Origin of the sequence: Nostoc sp. WHI (assembly GCF_015714725.1) — a bacterium.
Taxonomy (GTDB): domain Bacteria; phylum Cyanobacteriota; class Cyanobacteriia; order Cyanobacteriales; family Nostocaceae; genus Nostoc.
The window spans coordinates 14,004-31,046 of the sequence record NZ_WBKM01000158.1 but is presented as its reverse complement, the minus strand read 5'-3'; the positions used below and the strand labels follow the sequence as shown (position 1 = coordinate 31,046).

Here is a 17,043-nt window from a genome sequence, read left to right as displayed (position 1 = left end):
TTGTCAGATGATGCCGTGGCGATGGTTTTGCCGTCCGGGCTGAAACTCACACTATTGACTAAGCCTTGATGCCCTTTGAATTCTTGCAGCAGTTGCCGTTGAGCGTCCACAACCGCGCTGTCTTGTCAGATGATGCCGTGGCGATGGTTTTGCCGTCCGGGCTGAAACTCACACTATTGACAAAATCTTGATGCCCATATCTAAGCTTTGGCTAGACTCAAAATAAACTACGTGCAATCCCTGCTGCTCTAACTCTGCTTTGAGCCGCAGTAATTCGGTGGATTTGCCACAGCCGATATGTCCGGTAAATAATTGACAAGTAGGTTCTTCCGGTGAAAGGCGGGTGATGGTTCGCCCTAATTCTTCAATAATCTTGGCACCACGCACTTTGGAGAAATCAATATAATATTGTCTATCCTCCGGTTTGCTCACAACTAGAGTTTTGCTGGGGTTGCAAGCTTGAAAAAACCTGACTAAATCTAATCTCATTGCAAATCACCCAAAGTTAGCCTGATACTCTTGCCCATGTTTGTGATTATACAGAGGACAGAGCTGCTATTTCGGAAAAAACTTTTTTGGATCTCACGCAGAGGAGCCAGTGCGTTGGGCGGGCAATGCCCGACTTAAAGCACCTGGCGTCGCGCAGAGGCGCAGAGAGGATAAGGAGTTTTGACGTTTTATCTCTTGATTCAGCAACACCGAAAAGTCTAATTTAGGCAATACAACTCACTCAAACAATTTCTGAAGATGGTTTTGAGCAAGATTTTGTGGGAGCGCCTAATTGATCTAAAGTATTCATTAATGATTCATCTTGTAGTATTTCGTGTTTGTTTTCAGAATTTACCAAATCGCCAAAAGTTTCAAGAGCTTCAAGAGCCTCTGATGCAGACTGATATCGCTGTTTGAAGTCATCCAGCACCATTTTACTGAGAATTTTAGCTAGGGAGTGGCTCACCTGGGAGCGTAGTTTACCGCCGTAGGCATTGCTCCATTTTATCTCTCCATCAGCATCTCTATCTAGCTCACGGGGTGTTATTCCAGTCAAGGCTTTAATCCCAACCATGCCGACTGCATAGATATCACTACTGTACTGTGGACGACCAAAATATTGCTCGCTTGGTGCGTAACCCTGAGTACCAATGCCAATAGTGAAGGGTGTTTGTTCTTGATGATCAAGCTGTTTTGTGCTGACGTCTTTAACGGCTCCAAAGTCAATTAGTATCAGTTTACCGTCTGAGTGTCGCCGGATGATATTGCTGGGTTTAATATCCCGGTGAATTACGTTATTTTTATGAACAAATATTAATATTTGCAATAAGTCCCTGACAATGTTGATAACTGCAATTTCATCAATTGCTCTACCTGCTGGGAGTTCCTGATTTAAAGGATGACCAATTATTTGTTCTTGCACTAAATAAAATTCTTCATCTTCCTCAAAATACGCCAAAAGTTGAGGAATTTGAGCATGGGTTCCCAATTTTTCTAGTGTTTGCGCCTCAGAGTGAAATAAACGTCTGAGAAGGTGTAAGCTTTCTGGTTTGCTGTTGGCTGGTTTTAGTTGTTTGACAACACATCGTGGATTACCAGGACGTTGGGTATCTTCGGCAATGTAGGTTTCGCTGAATCCACCGGAACCGAGAACTTTGACAATTTTGTAGCGTTGAGCCAGGAGTTTTCCTGATAAAGCTAAATCTCTTTGCTGGATTAGGTCTTGTAGGTCATCTTGTTGGCTGATAATCTCTTGAACAACAGGGTAAGTTTTATACTTCTGAAATATGTCTAGTAATTGGCGTTTTTTGATATTTTCTCTTACCACTGAGGTTCCCAGGTAAGAAAGTCCGATCATAGCGATCGCAATCATTGGTAAAGTAGTAGGAAAAATTAACTGACCATAGACAAATAACCCATAGCTAATTCCTACCCAAGTACCAGATAGGGCAAGGCTAGACAGAAATCTATTGAGAATACGCTTGTGTCTGCTAACCATTAAGGCTGTACTGCCTACTAGAATTAGCACAAACAAACCCCGCAATGGTGGACTGTTAATTCCTTGAGCGATCGCTTTACCTTGGCTCAAAGTTGCGATCGCATTGGCGTGAATTTCTACGCCCGACATGCGTTCAACGGTTTTGCTAGCTGCTACTGAATGATAATCATTGTGTAATGTATCTGTTGCACCAATCAGCACTATCTTGTCTTTGAACACCTTTCCTTGCTGCAAATAAGTATTCCAGTTTTCCGGGTCGAGTACGTGCCAAAAGGATATTGGCTCAAATGTACCCGCAGGCCCCCAAAAATAAATGCGATCGCCTTTTGGTTGGGGATAATTTACTTTTGCTGTCCTGAGGGCTGCTTCATCAAAGGAGGGTAGCTTTTCTATTAATAAATTATCTTCAGCTAACAACTTGGGAAACTCACTCGCCAATCGATGAACCTTGCCATCGACTTCTAAGGGGAAATTAACTGAGCCAATAGATACTGATCCGGTGTTAAATATTTGCTGCGGCGACGACACTTGGATAAACGTTCCTTGGTGTGTCTCGAAATTTTCGTAGAGGGCTGCTAAAGTAACTTTGCTACCATATTTTTGCAATGCTACCTGAAGTTGGCGATCGTCAGTAACTCCATAACTACTTGGCGTGTCAAAAATTACATCCACTGCTACAGAACGGGCACCTGCTTTGATTAACTTTGTGATTACCTGGGCATAAGCAGCACGTTTGTAGGGAAAAGATTTCAGTGTTTCTAGGTAGGCATACTGTTTTGGATCTGTTTTATAGTACTGTTCGGGAACTGATATGGACTGATCATCTATTGCTAAAATTACGATGTCTTCTGGAGGCACAATCGGCCCCCGCAGTTGAAAAAAGCTAGAAAGCGCCTGATTTTCGAGCAGTTGAACTGAATCCCAACTAGAAGCACTCAGCAGTGCTGCCCCCATTGCCCAAGCACCAGCGAGTAGATGGCCTAAGCGAACCATCCACCGAGACTGGCGAGCCGATGCTGTTGAGGTTACTTTTGTTGGTTTACTTGAGAGTCTATTGCCAGCAGAGACATCGTTTTTAGTTAAGGTAGATGTAGGTTTTTCCGCCATATCGTGTTACTGATTAATTTAAGTCCAACACTTTTATTTATTTAGACCACGTTTTAGTACAAGTACATTGAAATAAGACATAAATGACAATCTTATACATTTGTAAACTATCTTCTATTCATCAACAAATTTTTATTGGTAGAGCTAGTCCCTAAGAGATTCCTACTCAGGCACTACCTAAGTTATTCTTTTAATGTTGAGTGAGTTACAAAAGAGTGATTGTCTCACAGATCAAAGCCGAAGATACTCCGCTTCTGCATTTGGTGGTGGCAAGATTTAACCCTAACCTAACCAACAGTACACTTCTTACTGGGTGTTCTACCAGAAGCTGTCCCAAGTCCGTCTTCTGTCTCTGGCGCAATATTGGTACTTGCCACAAAACATATCCTGATAGTGATAGTAAAACCTATAGTTAGGCATCAAGTTATATCCTACCTTAAGCCTATGCCATACCTCTTTAGGAGTAAACTTTAGTGTTATGCAGCTATGAATGCTGTTACTCAGTCAATTTTATTGGTAGATTTTGATCACAGAGTAGCTCTGGCAGTGCCGGAGGTGAATGAGGTTTAGCAGCCAGTATCTCAACTCCAATGTTGCAGCCGTTTTTATGCCTTGAAAGAGGTAGGATAAAACCTATAGATGAAAAGCTACTTTATAGATATTAGCAAACAAGGCATTTGAAAATTGCTATAATCTATTGTTCCATCTAAATTCATATATATTATTAGGTGTAAATTTGTATGGGTTCTCCAATGAATCGTCTGTCTATTTTTGTAGACGGAAACAATATGTTCTATGCTCAACAAAAAAATGGCTGGTTTTTTGACCCTCGGCGAGTCTTAGAATACTTCAAACATGAACAGTCAGAAACAACATTAATTAATGCCTTCTGGTACACTGGCTTAAAAGACCCACAAGATCAGCGAGGCTTTAGAGATGCGCTAATTAGTCTGGGATATACAGTCAGAACTAAAATTCTTAAAGAATATTATGATGATACTTCTGGTCGTTACTCACAAAAAGCGAATTTAGATATTGAAATTGTTGTAGATATGTTTAATACAGTAGACCAGTATGACCGAGTAGTATTATTCAGTGGCGATGGGGATTTTGAAAGGGCAATCGAACTATTACGCTCAAAAAATACGCATATTACGGTAGTCTCAACAGAAGGAATGATTGCTAGAGAGCTACGGAATGCTACTGATAGATATATAGATTTAAATGATATCAGAGAACAAATAGAAAAAACCGAAGGTTAGTATTCTTAGCAATTATTTACAAAGGTAAGAGTAAAAGAAAAACTAAGGTTGAAGATATTTTGATCCACAAGTAAAAACTAAACAACAAAGGGCAAATGACAAACAAAACAGATCGAATCATCATTTTTGATACGACATTGCGAGATGGAGAACAGTGTCCAGGAGCAACTCTGAATATAGACGAGAAGCTAGTTATTGCCAAGCAATTGGCGCGACTGGGTGTAGATGTAATTGAAGCAGGCTTTGCCATTGCGAGTCCCGGAGATTTTGAAGCAGTTAGCAAAATTGCTAAAATTGTTGGAACAGAAAATGGCCCAGTAATTTGTAGTTTGGCAAGAGCAATTAAAGCAGATATCGAAGCTGCTGCCGAAGCATTAAAACCAGCAGTCAAGGGCAGAATTCACACATTTATTTCGACTTCTGATATTCATTTAGAGTATCAATTGCGGAAGTCACGGGCAGAAGTATTAGCGATCGCCGAAGAAATGGTAGCTTATGCCAAGTCCTTCATGACAGATGTAGAATTTTCGCCGATGGATGCGACTCGTACTGATCCAGAATTTCTTTACCAAATCTTAGAGCGAGCGATCGCAGCTGGTGCAACAACAGTTAACATTCCCGATACTGTAGGTTACACCACCCCTAACGAATTTGGAGCCATAATTAAAGGCATTGTCGAAAATGTTCCCAACATCGACCAAGCGATTATTTCCATTCACGGTCATAATGATTTGGGCTTGGCAGTTGCTAACTTCTTAGAAGCCGTAAAAAATGGCGCACGGCAACTAGAATGTACCATTAATGGCATTGGCGAACGAGCCGGAAATGCTTCATTAGAAGAATTGGTAATGGCGCTGCACGTCCGGCGGCAATATTTTAACCCCTATCTCGGAAGACCAGAAGATTCTCAAGAATCCCTGACAAATATTGACACCCGGCAAATTTATAAAACTTCACGCTTAGTTTCCAATTTGACGGGGATGTTAGTGCAACCAAATAAAGCGATCGTTGGGGCGAATGCCTTTGCCCATGAGTCTGGGATTCACCAAGATGGTGTGTTAAAAAACAGGCTAACCTACGAAATTATGGATGCCCAATTGATTGGATTAACAGACAATCAAATAGTTTTGGGCAAACATTCAGGGAGAAATGCTTTCCGCACTCGGTTGAAAGAATTGGGCTTTGAACTGTCGGATACCGAATTAAATAAAGCATTCGTTCGATTCAAAGAAGTAGCAGATAAAAAGAAAGAAATTTCTGATTGGGATTTGGAAGCGATCGTTAATGATGAAATCCAACAAACACCCGATTTATTCCGGGTAGAATTGGTGCAAGTTTCCTGTGGTAGCAACGCCCGTCCCACCGCTACAGTCACCCTCCGCACCCCAGGAGGTGAAGAATTAACCGATGCTGCGATCGGTACTGGGCCAGTGGATGCAGTTTACAAGGCGATCAACCGTGTGGTGAATGTGCCCAACCAGTTGATTGAGTTTTCTGTGCAGTCAGTAACAGGTGGTATTGATGCCCTTGGAGAAGTGACAATTCGTTTACGTTATGAATCTAGGGTGTTTTCTGGTCATGCGGCGAACACAGATATCATCGTGGCATCGGCTCAAGCTTATGTAAATGCGCTGAATAGATTGTATTCTGCATTGCAAAGTCAAGAAAAGCCAGAGGAAGTATCTGCACAGAAAGTCTGAGATCGTATCTGTTAAATTGTCCATAATAAAAGCACTACACCTTCTTTTTAGCATCAGCAAAAAACTCCTCTCCGATTTTGGGGAGGAGTTAGATGTGAGTTCCGAAAATTTGTTTGAAGTTTATGCTGACAGAAAAATATATCATTATTCAGAGAAGCGACAAATATAAAACTCAAATATTACTTACAGCAGTTTTCGATTAAACCGGCCACAAAAATGAATTTGCAATTCGCTGTAAATAATATTTGCAAAATCTCATAAGATAATAACCGTCATCTGCTCTTATAAAAGGCTATGACTATCAACCACGACCGCTTATTTAAAGAATTAATTTCTACATTTTTCATTGAATTTATCGAGCTATTTCTGCCTACTATTGCTTGTGATATTGATAAACAATCGATACAATTTTTACCAGAGGAAGTACTTACTGATGTTACTGCTGGAGAAAAGAAAATAATCGATTTACTGGCAAAAGTAAAATATCAAGAGAAAGAAACTTACTTTTTAATCCATCTTGAGGCTCAATCTTATACACAGCAAGATTTTGCCAAACGGATGTTTAAATACTTTGCAAGACTTTACGAAAAATACGATTTACCAATTTACCCTGTCGTAATTTTCTCCTTTGATGAACCGCTACGATTAGAACCAAAAACACATAGCATTACATTTTCCAATTTAGATGTACTCAAGTTTGAATTTGCAGCAATTCAATTAAATAGAATTAGCTGGCGAGATTATTTAACCCAACAAAACCCTGTTGCGGCAGCACTTATGGCAAAAATGAATATTTCACTAGAAGAACGTCCACAAGTCAAAGCGGAATGTTTGCGGCTATTAACTACTTTCAAATTAGACCCCGCAAGGATGCAACTCATTTTTGGTTTTATTGACACTTATTTAAACTTAAATGAAACAGAAGAACAAACCTTTAAAGTAGTAATAAGTACAATGGGATTAGACCAGAAGGAGGAATATATGCAAATTCTTACGAGTTGGGAAAAAAAAGCTGCCCAAAAAGCATTAGAGCAAGTCGCACTTAATTCACTGCGTGAAGGTATATCAATGGAAATAGTTGCCAGAATTACAGGGTTAACAGTAGAACGAGTGCAGCAATTACAGGCAGAGTTACAAACTGGAAATTAATCATAGGACTTCCGCATTGACAGCAAATATCAAATATAGGATATGGATTTCAGACATTACATCTTAAAAACTTGATCGAAATTAGAATTTAAATCGATTGGTAGGTTGGGTTGAAGGTCGTGAAACCCAACAAAGCCCTGATAAGGTTGGGTTTCATTCCTCAACCTAACCTACACCGGAGTGCTTTTTTAGGCTTAACCAAGCAGTATTGGGCTTTGCTCAATTTAGATATTGTTTATGCTTGATCAGCATTAGGATTTAAACGCATCATCATTTTTTCCGGCTCTGTCAAATTTTTGAAACCATAACGGCGATAAAGCCCATGAGCATCTTTTGTGCCTAATAACCACCTTTGAACGTCTTGCAGTTCTGGATATTCCAAAATATATTCTACAAACCATTTTCCTAAACCCTGTCCTCGATAAGGGTCTAGAATAAAAACGTCTTTTAACAACGCAGAAGTTGCATAATCAGTGATGACTCTCGCAAAGCCAACTTGTTGATTATCTTGATAAAGTCCAAAACATAAAGAATTCTTTATTGACTTTTCTACAGTAGCTAATGGGATGTTTTCAGCCCAATAGGAAGCTTTTAAAAAATCATGAATTATTTGAATATCTAATTTAGATTTATCCGTGCTGATGTAAAACTTATCTTTTAATTCTTTGTTCATCTGCCTGAATCTTCTATTTAATATATTTATAATTCATTCTTGCAGTCAGTAGGTTGCGACCTAAGATGATGAAATTACTGAACCATTAGCTGGATGATAGAGGCTATATTCAGCGTTCAAGGATATGAGTGCATCTACCATTGATTATGAATCAGTCTACAACAAAATCTTGGCAAGAAGTTCGCGCAGCTTTTCAAAAAATTTGGGGTTATGAAGATTTTCGTCCGCCACAAGGAGAAATTATCAGCAGTTTATTAGCACAAAAAGATGCGCTGATTATTATGCCCACAGGTGGAGGGAAGTCAATTTGTTTTCAACTTCCTGCACTGCTACAAACAGGATTAACGCTGGTAGTTTCGCCTTTGGTGGCGTTGATGGAAAATCAAGTTCAGGAACTACTACAAAGCCATCAGAAAGCAGCACTTTTACATAGTGAATTGTCTTCATTTCAACGTCGTGCAACTCTGCAAGCTTTAGAACGTCAACAGCTAAGATTACTTTATTTATCACCAGAAACTTTGCTAAGTGCGCCAGTCTGGGAGAGATTATGTCAGCCGCAATTGCAAATTAATGGTTTGATTTTAGATGAAGCCCATTGTTTAGTACAGTGGGGTGATAGTTTTCGCCCAGCTTATCGCAGATTAGGGGCTGTGCGTCCTGCATTGCTAAAATTAAAACCACCGGGAACAAAAATCAGCATCGCCGCTTTTACCGCTACTGCTGATCCCTTAGCCCAAAAGATTATTCAAACAGTTTTACAATTACAGCAACCAGAGATTTTCCGCTTGAATCCCTACCGTCCTAATTTGCATCTTAGCGTTCGCATTGCATGGACACCACGAGGTAGGAAACAACAATTATTAAAGTTTATTCAAAATAGACCGCAACAATCTGGATTAGTTTATGTTCGCACTAGGAGAGATAGCGAGGATTTAGCTGAATGGTTAGCAGAGATGGGTTATGCTACAGCTAGTTATCATGCAGGATTGGGTTCAACAGAACGCCGTGCAATAGAAGCAAGTTGGTTAGGTGGCAAAATCCCTTTTGTTGTGTGTACCTGTGCGTTTGGTATGGGGATAAATAAATCAGATGTGCGCTGGGTAATTCATTTTCATGCACCACATCTGCTGTCTGAATATGTGCAAGAAATTGGTCGGGCTGGAAGGGATGGAAAACCGGCCCAGGCGTTAACATTAGTGAGTGAACCTACGGGGTGGTTAGATCCAGAGGATAAGCAAAGACAGCAATTTTTTCAAGAACAAATGCGATCGCAACAGCAAATAGCGCAGCAACTTGTGAAAAAATTACCAAAGCAGGGAGAAGTAAATGCTGTAACGCGACAATTTCCCGAAGGTGCGATCGCTTTAGCATTACTCCATAGCAATGGTCAACTAAACTGGCTTGACCCTTTCCATTACAGCATTGGGCAAAAAGTAGGAAATCAGCCACCCACGCAATTAAATGCTGCCAAACAAATGCATCAATATTTGACTACAAAACAGTGTCGTTGGCAGTTTTTGTTAAACGCCTTTGGTTTTGACAAAGAAGCAGCTAACTGGCGTTGCGGACATTGCGACAATTGCTAGATATCGCGTCTCTTGTCTTAATCAAACCGTATTGAGAGCGGAGGTTTCCCCATTTTGAGTTTTCGTTAATTGATTCTGAATTCTGAGGACTAACTTCTATATTCTTCTTCAAAGTAATTCCGTAGATTTACTGTTTTGCACACTTTTCTGTAACGTATTATGTTTATAATTTTTTCTTAATAATACCTTAACCAAATAACTTTATTGTTTAGTCAGGGTCATCTAAAGTATCAAATGATCACGACTACAGTGGCTATCGAAGTAAGTAATCTGTCAAAAAATTTTAAGGGTAAGCCAGCACTAAAAGATGTTTCTTGCACGATTAAGGAAGGGGAAATGGTTTCCCTTGTAGGTGCATCTGGCTCAGGGAAGTCTACACTCTTGCGCCATATGAATGGCTTGCAGATTGGAGATGCAGGAACAGTTTTTATTTTTGGAATTGCCCTGCAAAGCAACGGGAAATTGCATTCAAAAATTAGGATTTTGCGGAGTCAAATAGGCTACATTTTCCAACAGTTCAATTTGGTGAATCGGCTAACAGTTATTGAAAATGTTCTCGTTGGTAATTTAACGCGATCGCCTCTGATTCGTTCAGCGTTACATTTATTTACTAAAGAAGAAAAAATCCAAGCTCTTGGTGCACTGGAGAGAGTTGGGATTCTGGAACACGCTTATAAGCGGGCTTCAATGCTTTCTGGTGGACAACAACAACGAGTAGCGATCGCTCGTTGTCTTGTGCAGGGAGCTAAAATTATCCTTGCAGATGAACCCATCGCTTCCCTCGATCCTGAATCTGCTCGAAAAGTCATGGAGTTGCTAATCGAACTAAATCGAGAAAACGGAATTACAGTAGTTACTTCCTTACATCAGATTCAAATGGTGCGTCAATATTTTAACCGGGCGATCGCCCTGAGAGATGGGGAAGTGATGTTTGATGGTGCGATCGCAAAACTAGATGATGATATGCTCAATGAACTCTACGGTACAGCAGTAGAAGAACTTGTTTTGAGAGGACATGGGGAGTTTTTAGGATAAAATCTTTGCTAAGTCTTACAGCTACTCAAGAAAACAACATCAAGATTAAACAAACTAACTAAGGATTAATCCATGAGCAGACGATTATTTATTCAACAAGCTTCTTTGTTTACTCTTACCTTGACAAGTGCGAAATTACTATCAGCCTGTACCTCTAGTTCTAATAGTTCTACCTCAGATGTTGCAAATATTAAACAAATTAACTTTGGTGTTCTTTCTACAGAATCTCAGGTTAATCAAAAGCCGATTTGGGAACCTTTTGCGGCTGCAATGTCTAAGGAAATTGGCATTACCATCAAACCCTTTTATGTCACACAATATGCAGCAGTCATAGAGGCAATGCGCTTTGGTAAAGTGCAGGTAGCTTGGTTAGGTGGTAAGTCATATATTGAAGCTGTGAAAATAGCAAATGCTGAAGCCTTTGCTCAAGTTGTGGGTGAAGATGGTACAAAAGGCTATTACTCACATTTAATTGCCAATAAAGATAATCCGATAACTGCTGAAGCTAAGGCAGAAGGTGGGGATAAATATGTGGTTAAAAATGCTGCTAAACTTACCTTTGCTTTCAACGATCCTAATTCGACATCTGGGTTCTTAGTGCCGAGTTACTACGTTTTTACAAAAAACAACATTGATCCCAAAAAAGCCTTCAAGCGTTTAATATTTGCTGGTAATCATGAAGCGTGCGCTCTCGCCGTTGCTAATAAAAAAGTAGATATTGCTACTGTTAGTAGCGAGGCTCTAGCCCGCTTAGAAAAAACTAATCCTGAAGCCAGAAAGAAGATTGAAATTATTTGGAAATCAACCATGATTCCCAGCGATCCTGTTGCCTATCGCCAGGATTTGCCAGCAGATATCAAAAAGAAGTTTCAAAACTTCTTCTACAATTATAAAGATGAAAAAGTTTTAGCACCTTTTAAAATTGCTAGTTTTGCTCCAGCCACCGATAAAATTTGGAATACAATTCGGGAGCTTGAAATTGCGAAAGCCATTCAAGAAACACAATCTAAAGCAGATATGAGTGAACAAGATAAAAAGCAGAAGTTGGCAGAACTCAATCAGCAACTTAAGAAAATTCAGACAAACTAATATATAGCGCAGATTTAGATTCCCGTTTTCTTTAAAAAGCCGGGAATCTAAACTTTTAGATTTTCATAAATCAGATAGAATTGCTACAAGTATAGTGAAAGACATAAAAAAAGTACAAAAACGTAGTCACATCATTGCTAGTGCATCTCCTGCGGTAGTCGCAATGTTAGAGCGAGAAGGAAAACTTGTTACTAATAATCGCATTTTTTTCCTGTTGGCTATTGTTGGTGTCCTGATTTTTTCTTACATTCAAGGCGAACTAAATTTTCCATTACTGTTCCAGAGTGGCGGCAATATGGTGGAATATACCCGTTCATATTTTCCGCCAGATTTTAGTGATTGGAAATATTATTTATCTGAAACTATTATCACTATATCGATGGGAATTTGGGGAACTTTGATGGCTGCGATCGCCGCAGTTCCCTTATCTATTTTAGCATCAAACAATATGTGTGTACCTTGGATTGTACAATCAACACGCCGACTTTTAGATGCGATGCGTGCCATCAACGAAATTGTTTTCGCACTTATCTTTGTAGTAGCCGTAGGTTTGGGGCCATTTGCCGGTGTATTGGCTCTATTTGTTCACACTGCTGGTACACTTGGAAAGCTATTTTCCGAAGCGGTGGAGGCAATTGATCCAGGCCCAGTGGAAGGAATTCGGGCAACTGGTGCTAGTCACATTCAAGAAATTATCTTTGGTGTGCTTCCCCAAGTGCTGCCTTTATGGACTTCTTTTACTCTCTATCGGTTTGAATCGAATGTACGTTCAGCTTCTGTATTAGGAATTGTGGGTGCTGGTGGAATTGGGGTTTCTCTTTATCAGAGTTTTGGATCTTTTGAGTACCAAAAAGTCTGTGCAATTCTGATTATTTTGATTATTGCTACTGGTACAATTGATCTACTGTCGGCAAAAGTTAGAGCCTGGCTAATTTAAATCGAGAGTATCCAGTTTTTGTAAAAATATGCAGCAAATAAATATAATTTGCTGCTACACAGACATGGCTTTAGGCGTAGCTCACCGTGGGCATCGCCTGTTTTTGTCTTCCCTCTTTTACTTCATTTTTTGTCTATTTATTTTGCCAATGCGTAAGCTCTACTATACAAATCAAGCCATCACAGAACATCTTGAAACGGCTATTCTTTAGGAATTAAGCATTGACAATAAATACTAAATATGCATTAGTTCAAAAATACATTTTTTGTAGTACCATAACATAGTATATTTACCGTCATACAATAATTAAGAATAATTAAGAAAAGCCTGAAACAACCTATTTTCGTTAATACACATCATAGCAAATTTGTATAGTACATAACTCTCATTCTTTAAGTATACTTCAAGTATACTTCATCATAAAATTATAATTTAGCTCGTTGTATTATGTAAGTATTATAAGTGATCAAACACATTGATATTTGATCTGTAAAACTATTGCAAAGGTATACATTATTATGGCTACTATTGTTGGTACTGCTAACGATGATTTTTTGCTGGGTACTAATGCTGGCGATGAGATTTTTGGTCGTGGAGGCAATGACAATATCTCCGCTGGTCTTGGAAATGATTCAATTGATGGTGGAGTTGGCAATGACACGTTGGCTGGTAATGGCGGCAATGACACCTTTAAAGGCGGTCAAGGTAACGACAGCATTAATGGTGGAGATGACATTGATACCGCAGACTACAGCTATTTAGGTCAACGCATCACCCTCTCAGGTGTAGGGACAATTATCAAAGCTGGCGGTTTAGGAACAGACACAGTATTTAAAGTCGAAAAGGTAATTGCTGATGCCAGTGTCGCCAACAACACCATCGATGGGTCTCAATCTTTGCCTGGAGTACCTGCCGTTGCTGACTTAGAAGCCCAAACTATCTCTGCCCTTAACGTTCCTGATTTGGGAACATTGACATTTAATGTAGTCAACTTTGACAATGTTATCGGCACAATTAGCGATGACACTCTCAAGGGCGACAGCCAAAATAATCAATTAACTGGTCTTGGTGGCAATGACCTGATTGATGGTAGAGGTGGTAACGACCTGATAGACGGGGGAGAAGGTAGTGACACATTGTTTGGTGGTGCTGGCAATGACACCTTTAAAGGCGGTCAGGGTGACGACAGCATTAATGGTGATGATGGACTTGATACAGCAGATTACAGCAAACTAAAGAAATCTATCACCCTCTCAGGTGTAGGAACAGTTATCAAAGCTGGTGGATTGGGTCAAGACCAACTCTTGAAAGTAGAAACGGTTATTGCTGATGCTAGTGTTTCTAACAACACCATAGATGGATCTCAATCCTTGGTTGGAGTACCAGTGATCGCTGACTTGCAAGCCCAAACTATCTCTGCTCCCACCGGTTCCCTTTTTGGAACATTGACATTTAATGTAGTCAACTTTGACAATGTTATCGGCACAATTAACGATGACAGCATTAAGGGCGACGGCCAAAATAATCAATTAACTGGTCTTGGTGGTAATGACCTAATTGATGGTAGAGGTGGCAAAGACTTGATTGATGGTGGAGAAGGCAATGACAAGTTGTTCGGTGGTGCTGGCAATGACACCTTCAAAGGCGGTCAGGGTGATGACAGCATTAATGGTGATGATGGTCTTGATACAGCAGACTATAGCAAACTAGGTAAAACCATTACCCTCTCAGGAACGGGGACAGTTACTAAAGCTGGTGGATTGGGTCAAGACCAACTATCGGCAGTAGAAAGAATTCTTGCCGATGCTAGTGTTGCTAACAACACCATAGATGCTTCTGCATCTTTAGATGGTGTATCTATCACTGTTAACCTACAAAGCCAAACTTTGGCAGCTAATAACGTTCCCGGTCTGGGGACATTGCCATTTACTGTAATCAACTTTGATGATGTCATCGGCACAAATGAAAGTGACACCATTAGAGGCGACAACCAAAGTAATAAATTAACTGGTCTTGGCGGCGATGACGTCTTTAAGGGCACTCGAGGTAACGACGCCATTAATGGTGGAGATGGCTTTGATACCGCAGATTACAGCGGCTTAGGTCAACGTATCACCCTGTCAGGTGTAGGAACAGTTCTCAAAGCTGGCGGTTTCGGAACAGATACAGTATTTAGAGTAGATCGGGTAATTGCTGATGCCAGTGTTGCCAACAACACCATAGATGCGTCTCAATCTTTGGTTGGAGTACCTGCGATCGCTGACCTAGAAGCCCAAACTATCTCTGCTCCCACTGGTTCTGCTTTTGGAACATTGACATTTAATGTAGTCAACTTTGACAATGTCATCGGCACAATTAACGCTGACACACTTAAGGGCGACAGCAAAGCTAATCAATTAACTGGTCTTGCTGGCAATGATGTGATTGATGGTAGAGGTGGCAACGACCTTATAGATGGGGGACAAGGCAATGATAAGTTGTCCGGTGGTGCTGGCGATGACACCTTTAAGGGCGGTCAGGGTAACGACAGCATTGATGGTGGTGATGACTCTGATACTGTAGACTACAGTGGACTCAAGAAATCTATCACCCTCTCAGGAACAGGAACAGTTACCAAAGCTGGCGGCTTCGGAACAGACACAGTATTTCAAGTAGAAACCGTTATTGCTGATGCTAGCGTTTCTAACAACACCATAGATGCATCTCAATCTGTTGCTGGTGTATCTGTCATCGCTAACTTACAGGCGCAAACTATCTCTGCCCTTAACGTTCCTAATCTGGATACAATAACATTTAGTGTACTCAACTTTGATAATCTCATCGGTACTAATGAAAGTGACAGCATCACTGGTGACAGCCAAAATAACCAATTAGTCGGTAATGCTGGCAATGACACTATCTCCGGTGGTTTTGGTAATGACTCCATCACTGGTGGACTAGGTAAAGATAGTCTAGAAGGTGGCTTTGGTGCAGATAAGTTTATCTTCAACAGCATCGACGACAGTCTTGACACCATCCTTGATTATAACTTTGGTCAGAGCGACGTAATTCAAGTTTCTAAAGTAGGGTTTGGTATTACTAATACTAGCGACTTTTCCTACGATGCCTCTAACGGTAACTTGTCTTTCTTAGGAGAGCAATTAGCCTTCCTCCAAAATCTCTCAGCCAATGTGAGTATTCAGTTGATCGCCTAAAACCACTACGAGTCACAACTCCATGACAAGTTAAAGCTTTTTGCAGTTTGTTCTGGAAGCATTGGTTAGTAGTTTACCAATGACAAGTTAAAGCTTTTTGCAGTTTGTTCTGGAAGCATTGGTTAGTAGTTTACCAATAATAAATTGAGAGGGATACAAACACGAGCAATTGTGTTTGTACCCCGGCTAAAATTTGTGCCGCAAAAATGATGTTGGGCTGGGAAAAGACGTGAATTGCGTCAACTTTCACCAGTTAGCTCTCACAAGTTTTTTGCAACAGAACCATTGAACACGGTGGTTGCTTCAACTTTCTTGACTAAAACAAGACATTGCTTTATTCTAGATTTTGGATTCTCATATTTTTATGATATTACACGAAACTAAGTAATCAGATTTGTGGCATTTTATGATCAATCAATTATTAAAGTTATCTGTCAAATATTTACCAGCAATTACAGCAATAATAACCGTTCTCCCGTTACCAGTTAAAGCAGCTACGTTTTTAGTGACTGAACGCGCTGTTTTAGGAGGCAATGATGAAGTTAATTGGGCAAGTTTAGGTAAAGTATTCAATCCCTCTGCTCCTAGATTTTCTGCTTTTTTACCTAACTCTTTTTTAGCAACATCGCAAGGTGGTTTAGGGCTGGCTATAAATATAGCTCCAACTAATAATCCTCAGATTACTCCACCGTTTGTCTTTCAAACTTTACCTCCACCAGGCATTCGGACTAACTTCGCCCAAGGAGATTTTATTCTCTTCGGAGGTATAGACCCAACAGGTTTTATCCCTCTTCCTCCTGGTACTCCTGATCCTGGTACTCAGGGGAATGGAGGGCCTTTTAGCATTAGTTTTGACCGTCCTGTTTTTGGCGCTGGTACTCAGATAGCTGTAGACATTAGTAATTTGGAAGTTGAAACTTTTATCAGTGCTTTTGATAATGTCAATAACCTATTAGGTAGTTTCTCAGTTCCAAGCACTTCGTCACTAGCATTAGATAATTCGGCAGTGTTTTTGGGGATTCGTAGTGAGACTCCAAACATCTCGCAACTGGTTTTTAGCAGTTCTGCTCCACAATACGGCTTGGCCATTAATCAGGTAAGCATTATTGCAGTTACCGAACCAACTTATACCTTGGCGATATTAGCTTTTGGTGTTTCAGGTGCGGTTTTGAAACTACGCAAACGCCCTTGATACTGCCAGGGCGTCGAAATAGCTTTCATTATAATAAAGTTCAAGGTTTCGGGTATATTCAAACTGATGTAAGTACATAAGTTTGACGTAATTATTGTATTTAACCAAATTGAAATCAATGTCATACAAAGA

General features: G+C 40.1%; 11 protein-coding genes and 2 pseudogenes. 9 read left to right on the top strand and 4 right to left on the bottom strand.

Annotated features, from left to right (window positions below; translation table 11 throughout):
* The 3 genes and pseudogenes from F8S12_RS42350 to F8S12_RS16990 all read right to left on the bottom strand — a co-directional run.
* Positions 1 to 196: pseudogene (locus F8S12_RS42350) on the bottom strand (WD40 repeat domain-containing protein); the annotation flags it as partial.
* Positions 196 to 489, bottom strand: a pseudogene (locus F8S12_RS16995) (ATP-binding protein); the annotation flags it as partial. The pseudogenes F8S12_RS42350 and F8S12_RS16995, both read right to left, overlap by 1 nt.
* Before the next feature lie 241 nt (positions 490 to 730).
* Entirely contained in the window at positions 731 to 3,094 is a 2,364-nt protein-coding gene (locus F8S12_RS16990) for a CHASE2 domain-containing serine/threonine-protein kinase (protein ID WP_196517318.1), read from the bottom strand.
* A 740-nt stretch (positions 3,095 to 3,834) separates the two neighbouring features.
* Here F8S12_RS16990 and F8S12_RS16985 point away from each other — a divergent pair.
* The 3 genes from F8S12_RS16985 (at position 3,835) to F8S12_RS16975 (ending at position 7,205) form a co-directional block, all read left to right on the top strand.
* Complete coding sequence (locus F8S12_RS16985; RefSeq protein WP_196517317.1) at positions 3,835 to 4,356, top strand: LabA-like NYN domain-containing protein; 522 nt, start codon at positions 3,835 to 3,837, stop codon at positions 4,354 to 4,356.
* A gap of 95 nt (positions 4,357 to 4,451) precedes the next feature.
* On the top strand, positions 4,452 to 6,056 hold the full coding sequence (locus F8S12_RS16980) for a 2-isopropylmalate synthase (RefSeq protein WP_196517316.1): 1,605 nt from the start codon (positions 4,452 to 4,454) through the stop codon (positions 6,054 to 6,056).
* 294 nt (positions 6,057 to 6,350) lie between these two features.
* Positions 6,351 to 7,205: an Rpn family recombination-promoting nuclease/putative transposase gene (locus F8S12_RS16975; RefSeq protein ID WP_196517315.1), complete on the top strand. Its 855-nt coding sequence runs from the start codon at positions 6,351 to 6,353 to the stop codon at positions 7,203 to 7,205.
* A gap of 235 nt (positions 7,206 to 7,440) precedes the next feature.
* On the opposite strand, the gene F8S12_RS16970 is transcribed toward F8S12_RS16975, so the two are convergent.
* The gene (locus F8S12_RS16970) at positions 7,441 to 7,878 is read right to left on the bottom strand and encodes a GNAT family N-acetyltransferase (protein ID WP_196517314.1); all 438 of its coding nucleotides are present in this window, start codon (positions 7,876 to 7,878) and stop codon (positions 7,441 to 7,443) included.
* A gap of 146 nt (positions 7,879 to 8,024) precedes the next feature.
* Between F8S12_RS16970 and F8S12_RS16965 the strand changes: the two genes are divergently transcribed.
* From F8S12_RS16965 to F8S12_RS16940, 6 genes are all read left to right on the top strand, one after another.
* Complete coding sequence (locus F8S12_RS16965) at positions 8,025 to 9,464, top strand: RecQ family ATP-dependent DNA helicase (RefSeq protein ID WP_196517313.1); 1,440 nt, start codon at positions 8,025 to 8,027, stop codon at positions 9,462 to 9,464.
* Positions 9,465 to 9,701: 237 nt separating this feature from the next.
* Positions 9,702 to 10,499, top strand: a complete 798-nt coding sequence (gene phnC / locus F8S12_RS16960) for a phosphonate ABC transporter ATP-binding protein (protein WP_196517322.1) — start codon at positions 9,702 to 9,704, stop codon at positions 10,497 to 10,499.
* 72 nt (positions 10,500 to 10,571) lie between these two features.
* A complete protein-coding gene (gene phnD, locus F8S12_RS16955; RefSeq protein ID WP_196517312.1) occupies positions 10,572 to 11,588 on the top strand; it encodes a phosphonate ABC transporter substrate-binding protein in 1,017 nt (338 codons plus the stop codon).
* Positions 11,589 to 11,751: 163 nt separating this feature from the next.
* Positions 11,752 to 12,525, top strand: coding sequence for a phosphonate ABC transporter, permease protein PhnE (gene phnE, locus F8S12_RS16950; RefSeq protein ID WP_196517321.1), 774 nt, complete (start codon positions 11,752 to 11,754; stop codon positions 12,523 to 12,525).
* A 518-nt stretch (positions 12,526 to 13,043) separates the two neighbouring features.
* Positions 13,044 to 15,719, top strand: a complete 2,676-nt coding sequence (locus F8S12_RS16945; protein ID WP_196517311.1) for a beta strand repeat-containing protein — start codon at positions 13,044 to 13,046, stop codon at positions 15,717 to 15,719.
* A gap of 406 nt (positions 15,720 to 16,125) precedes the next feature.
* Positions 16,126 to 16,911: a hypothetical protein gene (locus F8S12_RS16940; RefSeq protein ID WP_196517310.1), complete on the top strand. Its 786-nt coding sequence runs from the start codon at positions 16,126 to 16,128 to the stop codon at positions 16,909 to 16,911.
* The last annotated feature ends 132 nt before the right edge of the window (positions 16,912 to 17,043 follow it).

Coding starts and splice junctions, on each gene's coding strand:
- F8S12_RS16940 (WP_196517310.1), top strand. CDS start 16,126: ATGATCAATCAATTATTAAAGTTATCTGTCAAATATTTACCAGCAATT.
- F8S12_RS16980 (WP_196517316.1), top strand. CDS start 4,452: ATGACAAACAAAACAGATCGAATCATCATTTTTGATACGACATTGCGA.
- F8S12_RS16985 (WP_196517317.1), top strand. CDS start 3,835: ATGGGTTCTCCAATGAATCGTCTGTCTATTTTTGTAGACGGAAACAAT.
- phnD (WP_196517312.1), top strand. CDS start 10,572: ATGAGCAGACGATTATTTATTCAACAAGCTTCTTTGTTTACTCTTACC.
- F8S12_RS16975 (WP_196517315.1), top strand. CDS start 6,351: ATGACTATCAACCACGACCGCTTATTTAAAGAATTAATTTCTACATTT.
- F8S12_RS16970 (WP_196517314.1), bottom strand. CDS start 7,878: ATGAACAAAGAATTAAAAGATAAGTTTTACATCAGCACGGATAAATCT.
- phnE (WP_196517321.1), top strand. CDS start 11,752: ATGTTAGAGCGAGAAGGAAAACTTGTTACTAATAATCGCATTTTTTTC.
- F8S12_RS16965 (WP_196517313.1), top strand. CDS start 8,025: ATGAATCAGTCTACAACAAAATCTTGGCAAGAAGTTCGCGCAGCTTTT.
- F8S12_RS16990 (WP_196517318.1), bottom strand. CDS start 3,094: ATGGCGGAAAAACCTACATCTACCTTAACTAAAAACGATGTCTCTGCT.
- F8S12_RS16945 (WP_196517311.1), top strand. CDS start 13,044: ATGGCTACTATTGTTGGTACTGCTAACGATGATTTTTTGCTGGGTACT.